General features: G+C 69.9%; 3 protein-coding genes and 1 tRNA gene. 2 read left to right on the top strand and 2 right to left on the bottom strand.

The features are described 5' to 3' along the window. Positions 1-155: 155 nt before the first annotated feature. Positions 156-4,088, bottom strand: a complete 3,933-nt coding sequence (hrpA, locus tag JKV81_RS19825; RefSeq protein WP_202076980.1) for an ATP-dependent RNA helicase HrpA — start codon at positions 4,086-4,088, stop codon at positions 156-158. Positions 4,089-4,266: 178 nt separating this feature from the next. On the opposite strand from hrpA, the gene JKV81_RS19820 reads away from it, so the two are divergent. Both JKV81_RS19820 and JKV81_RS19815 read left to right on the top strand, forming a co-directional pair. Next, on the top strand, positions 4,267-5,091 hold the full coding sequence (locus JKV81_RS19820) for a DsbA family protein (RefSeq protein WP_129264743.1): 825 nt from the start codon (positions 4,267-4,269) through the stop codon (positions 5,089-5,091). After that, the gene (locus JKV81_RS19815) at positions 5,088-5,918 is read left to right on the top strand and encodes a cytochrome c biogenesis CcdA family protein (protein WP_202076978.1); all 831 of its coding nucleotides are present in this window, start codon (positions 5,088-5,090) and stop codon (positions 5,916-5,918) included. The genes JKV81_RS19820 and JKV81_RS19815 overlap by 4 nt, the downstream gene beginning before the upstream one ends. A 39-nt stretch (positions 5,919-5,957) precedes the next feature. Here the strand turns inward: JKV81_RS19815 and JKV81_RS19810 are convergent. Then, positions 5,958-6,034: transfer RNA gene (locus JKV81_RS19810), tRNA-Phe, on the bottom strand. Positions 6,035-6,095 lie beyond the last annotated feature (61 nt).

The raw sequence follows: 6,095 nt of genomic DNA, 5'->3' as shown, positions 1-6,095 counted from the left end.
TTGACAGGGTGGCGAGCACTCCAAACTGCTCCACAGGACCAGGTTTTCGCTTCCGGCCTTGCGGCCTGCTGCGAAGACAGACTGTACAGGAGGTCAGAGGGCCAGGTCGAACTCACTCACCGTACGGACGCCGCTACGGCTCCGAGCGATCCCGTTCACGGTGCGGCGGCGTCGATCGCCTTCACGATCCGCTTGTCGGAGACGGGCTGCGCGGTGCCCAGGGCGTGCGCGAAATAGCTCACCCGCAGCTCCTCGATCATCCAGCGGATGTCCAGGACCTCCTGCGGCACGGGCCGTCCCTGCGGCAGCTGTTCGAGCAGCCAGGCGTACTCGTCCTGCATCTCGTGGACCTTCTCCATGCGCGTGGTGTCGCGCTGGACGTTCGTCGGCATCTGCTGGAGCCGACGGTCCTCGGCGACCAGGTAGCGCATCAGGTCGGGCAGCCTGCGCAGCCCGGTCGCGGTGACGAAGCCGGGCGGCATCAGGCGCGCCAGGTGGTCCCGTACGTCCGTGACGTTGTTGATCAGGACCAGGCTGTTCGTCGACTTCAGCCGGCGCTCGCACGCCTGCCAGGCGGCCAGGATCTGCTGGACCTGGCCGACCGTGCGGACGGTGAGGTCCACGAGGTCGGCGCGGACCTTGTCGTACAGCTTCCGGAACGACGCCTCGTCCCAGGCCGGGCCGCCGTGCGCGGCGATCAGCCGGTCGGCCGCCGCCGTCGCGCAGTCGTCGAAGAGCGCCTGGATGGAGCCGTGCGGATTGCGTGACAGCGCCAGCTTCTGCTGGTTGGTGAGCTTGTCCGAGGCGAACTTCGCCGGGTTCACCGGGATGTTCAGCAGGATCAGCTTCCGGGTGCCCCGCCACATCGCCTGCTGCTGCTCGGCCTCCGTGTCGAAGAGCCGTACGGCGACGGTGTCGCCCTGGTCCACGAGGGCCGGGTACGCCTTCACCGGCTGGCCGGCCCGTCGGGTCTCGAAGACCTTGTCCAGCGTGCCGATCGTCCAGTCCGTGAGGCCCGAACGCTCGATGGACTCGCCCGAGGGCCCCGCGGTGGCCGCGGCGGCCTTGGAGAGCGCCTGGCGCGCCTTGGGGCGCAGCTGGATCTTCAGCGCCTCCAGGTCCTTGTCCTCGGCGACCTTGCGGCGGCGCTCGTCGACGATACGGAAGGTGATCTTCAGGTGGTCCGGGATCCGGGACAGGTCGAAGTCGTCCGCGGTGACCGGGACGCCGACCATCCGCTGGAGCTCGCGGGCGAGCGTGAGGGGCAGCGGCTCCTGGAGCGGCACCGCGCGGTCCAGGAACTTCGTCGCGTAGTTCGGCGCGGGGACGTAGTGCCGACGGATCGGCTTGGGCAGCGAGCGGATCAGCTCGGTGACCACCTCTTCGCGCAGGCCGGGGATCTGCCAGTCGAAGCCCTCGGAGGTGACCTGGTTGAGCACCTGGAGCGGGATGTGGACGGTCACACCGTCGGCGTCCGCGCCGGGCTCGAACTGGTAGGTCACCCGGAACTTGAGCTTCCCCTGCCGCCAGGAGTCCGGGTAGTCGTCCTTGGTGACGGCCCCGGCCTTCTCGTTGATGAGCATCGAGCGCTCGAAGTCGAGCGCGTCCGGCTCGTCACGGCGCTTGTGCTTCCACCAGGAGTCGAAGTGGGCGCCGGAGACGATGTGCTCCGGGATCCGCTGATCGTAGAAGTCGAAGAGCGTCTCGTCGTCCACGAGGATGTCGCGGCGCCGGGCCCGGTGCTCCAACTCCTCGACCTCGCCGAGGAGTTTGCGATTGTCATGGAAGAACTGGTGATGAGTGCGCCAGTCCCCCTCGACCAGGGCGTTGCGGATGAACAGATCGCGCGACGCCTCCTGGTCGATACGGCCGAAATTGATCTTGCGCTGGGCGACGATCGGCACTCCGTAGAGCGTCACCCGCTCGTACGCCATCACCGCCGCCTGGTCCTTCTCCCAGTGCGGCTCGCTGTAGGTGCGCTTCAGCAGGTGCTGGGCGAGCGGCTCGATCCACTCCGGCTCGACCTTCGCGTTGACCCGCGCCCACAGCCGGGACGTCTCGACCAGTTCCGCCGACATCACGAAGCGCGGCTGCTTCTTGAAGAGCGCGGAACCCGGGAAGATCGCGAACTTGGCGTTGCGGGCGCCCACGTACTCGTTCTTCTCGGTGTCCTTCAGCCCGATGTGCGACAGCAGACCGGCCAGCAGCGAGGTGTGCACCGCTTGTTCCGGGATGGACTCGTCGCCCTTGGGCTCCTCGACGGCGATGCCCATCTGCTTGGCGACCGTACGCAGCTGCGCGTAGATGTCCTGCCACTCGCGGATCCGCAGGAAGTTCAGATACTCCTGCTTGCACATCCGGCGGAAGCTGGAGGAGCCGCGCTCCTTCTGCTGCTCCCGGATGTAGCGCCAGAGGTTCAGGAACGCCAGGAAGTCGGACGTCTCGTCCTTGAAGCGGGCGTGCTGCTGATCGGCCTGGGTCTGCTTCTCCGAGGGCCGCTCACGCGGGTCCTGGATGGAGAGCGCCGCCGCGATGACCATGACCTCGCGGGCGCAGCCGTTCTTCTCGGCCTCCAGGACCATGCGGGCCAGGCGCGGGTCCACCGGCAGCTGGGAGAGCTTCCGGCCCAGCGGGGTGAGCCGCTTCTTCGGATCCTTCTCGCCCGGGTCCAGCGCGCCCAGCTCCTGGAGCAGCTGCACGCCGTCGCGGATGTTGCGGTGGTCCGGCGGGTCGATGAAGGGGAACTTCTCGATGTCGCCGAGGCCGGCCGCGGTCATCTGGAGGATGACGGAGGCGAGGTTGGTCCGCAGGATCTCGGGGTCGGTGAACTCCGGGCGCGTGACGAAGTCGTCCTCGGAGTACAGCCGGATGCAGATCCCGTCCGACGTACGGCCGCAGCGGCCCTTGCGCTGGTTGGCGCTGGCCTGCGAGATCCGCTCGATCGGGAGGCGCTGGACCTTGGTGCGGTGGCTGTAGCGGGAGATACGGGCGTTGCCCGGGTCGATCACGTACTTGATGCCGGGGACGGTCAGCGAGGTCTCGGCGACGTTCGTCGCCAGAACGATCCTGCGCCCCGTGTGGCGCTGGAACACCCGGTGCTGCTCGGCGTGCGAGAGGCGGGCGTAGAGGGGGAGCACCTCGGTATGTCTGAGGTTGCGTTTGTTCAGGGCGTCGGCGGTGTCGCGGATCTCCCGCTCCCCGGAGAGGAAGACCAGGACGTCGCCGGGGGCCTCGTGGTCCAGCTCGTCGACGGCGTCGCAGATCGCGGTGATCTGGTCGCGGTCCGAGTCGTCGGAATCGTCTTCGAGGAGGGGGCGGTAGCGCACCTCCACCGGATACGTCCGCCCGCTGACCTCCACGATCGGCGCCTCGCCGAAGTGCTTGGCGAAGCGCTCCGGGTCGATGGTCGCCGAGGTGATGACGACCTTCAGGTCGGGGCGCTTGGGCAGCAGCCGGGCCAGATAGCCCAGCAGGAAGTCGATGTTCAGGGACCGCTCGTGGGCCTCGTCGATGATGATCGTGTCGTAGGCGAGGAGCTCGCGGTCCGTCTGGATCTCGGCCAGCAGGATGCCGTCCGTCATCAGCTTCACGAAGGTCGCGTCCGGGTTCACCTGGTCGGTGAAGCGCACCTTCCAGCCGACGGCCTCGCCGAGCGGGGTCTTCAGCTCGTCCGCGACGCGCTCGGCGACCGTGCGTGCCGCGATCCGGCGGGGCTGGGTGTGCCCGATCATGCCCCGGACGCCGCGCCCCAGCTCCATGCAGATCTTGGGGATCTGCGTGGTCTTGCCCGACCCGGTCTCACCGGCGACGATCACGACCTGGTGGTCGCGTATCGCCTCCAGGATCTCGTCCTTCTTCTGGCTGACCGGAAGCTGTTCCGGGTACGACAGAGCGGGCATCCGCCCGGCGCGCCCCGCGAGCCGCTCGGCTGCCTTTCCGGCCTCGGCGGAGATCTCGTCCAGCACGGACTGGCGGGCCTCGGGCTTGCGGATGCGCCGGGCACCCTCGAGGCGGCGGCCGAGCCTGTGCGCGTCGCGGAGCGAGAGCTGTCCGAGCTGGGACTGGAGATCGGCGAAGGAAGTAGACATACGGATCCCAGGATCTCACCCGCGCGCGAGGAGTGGCGAACGTATTTCATCCGGGCCGCGTCACACCGATCCAGGGGGCGGCTTCGCGACGGGTTCGGTCACCCAGTGCAATCGCGACGTCACGGGACGTACCATTTCGGGCAACTGATCACCCGTCCCCGTGCAAGGCGGCCCACCCATGCCCACCCCCGACCGCCGCCCCTCGTCCCCCGCGAAGCCGCCGTCCTCCGGGCGGAGGCCGTCGAGGAAGCCGTCCTCCGGGCGGAAGCCGTCGAGGAAGCCGCTGCTCTTCGCTCTCGTCGTCGCGCTCGCCGCCGGGCTGCTCGGCCTCGTCTCCTACCGGGCGACCGCCCCGGACGAACCCGCCTCCGACACCCCGGCCGCCACCACGGCCACCGCACCGGACCCGGGCGTCCAGGAGGAGCTGGCGGAGCTGGCCAGGCGCGACGCCGGCGACAAACTGGCACAGGGCCGCACCGACGCCCCCGTCGTCCTCATCGAGTACGCCGACTTCCAGTGCGGCTACTGCGGGAAGTTCGCCCGGGACACCGAGCCCGAACTGATCAAGAGGTACGTCGACGACGGCACCCTGCGCATCGAGTGGCGCAACTTCCCGATCTTCGGCGAGGCGTCCGAGGCCGCCGCCCGGGCCTCCTGGGCGGCCGGCCGGCAGGACCGCTTCTGGGCCTTCCACCGGGCCGCCTACGCCGAGGGTGCCAAGGAGAAGGGGTTCGGCAAGGACCGCCTCAGGGCGCTCGCCCGACAGGCCGGTGTGAAGGACCTCGACCGGTTCGCGCGCGACACCGACAGCGCGGCGGCCACCGAAGCGGTCCGCGCGGACCAGGAACAGGCCTACGGGATCGGCGCCACGTCCACCCCGTCCTTCCTCATCAACGGCCGCCCGCTGGCCGGAGCCCAGCCCACGGCCGTCTTCACCCAGGCCATCGAGGACGCCGCGGCGGAGGAAGCGAACGTCGGAAGCGCCGGGGACCCCGCCAAGTGACCCCGGGCATCGGCTACTTCGCAGCGCTGCTGGGTGGCCTGCTGGCCCTCGTCAGCCCGTGCAGCGCCCTGCTGCTCCCGGCCTTCTTCGCGTACTCCGTGGACTCCGCCTCACGGCTCCTGGCGCGTACGGGCATCTTCTACGCCGGACTGGCCACCACCCTCGTCCCCCTCGGTGCCGCGGGCTCGTACGCCGGGCGGCTCTTCTACGGGCACCGCGACGCCCTGGTCACCGGTGCGGGCTGGCTGATCATCGGCCTCGGTCTCGCCCAGATCGCCGGGCGGGGCTTCGCCTCCCGGCGGCTCGCCGCGCTCAGCGGCCGGATCCGGCCCACGACCGCCCTCTCCGTCCACGCCCTGGGCGCGGTCTACGGGCTGGCGGGCTTCTGCGCGGGCCCCATCCTCGGCGGCGTCCTCACGGTGGCCGCCGTCAGCGGCAGCCCCGTCTACGGCGGACTGCTGCTCGCCGTGTACGCGCTGGGCATGGCCGTACCGCTGTTCGTGCTCGCCCTGCTCTGGGAGCGCTTCGACCTCGGCCACCGGGCCTGGCTGCGCGGCAGGACGCTGCGGGCCGGCCGCTTCGAGCTTCACAGCACCTCACTGCTCTCCGGCCTCCTCTTCGTCGGGCTCGGCGCGCTCTTCCTCGCGTACGACGGGACGACCGCGCTGCCCGGACTCCTGGACGTGGACCGGGCGTTCGCCGTCGAGCAGTGGGCCCGGCGGCTCGGTGAGCGGGTGCCGGACGCGGCGGCGCTGACCGGCCTGGTGGCCGTGGTGGCGCTCGGGGTGGCCGTGCAGGCGGTCCGGCGGCGGCGTGACGACGGCTGAGCACGACGAAGGCCCCGTCCATCGGACGGGGCCTTCGGGTGGTGGCTGGGGCCGGGATCGAACCGGCGACCTATCGCTTTTCAGGCGATCGCTCGTACCAACTGAGCTACCCAGCCACGCAGCTCACAAGGGCTGCAGCGGTCCTGACGGGATTTGAACCCGCGGCCTCCACCTTGA

The organism is Streptomyces silvae (genome assembly GCF_016745505.1).
Classification (GTDB): domain Bacteria; phylum Actinomycetota; class Actinomycetes; order Streptomycetales; family Streptomycetaceae; genus Streptomyces; species Streptomyces silvae.
The sequence above is the reverse complement of the archived record's forward strand: the minus strand, read 5'-3'. Positions and strand labels throughout refer to the sequence as shown.

What these genes read in the sequence shown, in the direction of transcription:
- JKV81_RS19820 (WP_129264743.1), top strand. Translation starts at nt 4,267, where the DNA reads ATGCCCACCCCCGACCGCCGCCCCTCGTCCCCCGCGAAGCCGCCGTCC.
- hrpA (WP_202076980.1), bottom strand. Translation starts at nt 4,088, where the DNA reads ATGTCTACTTCCTTCGCCGATCTCCAGTCCCAGCTCGGACAGCTCTCG.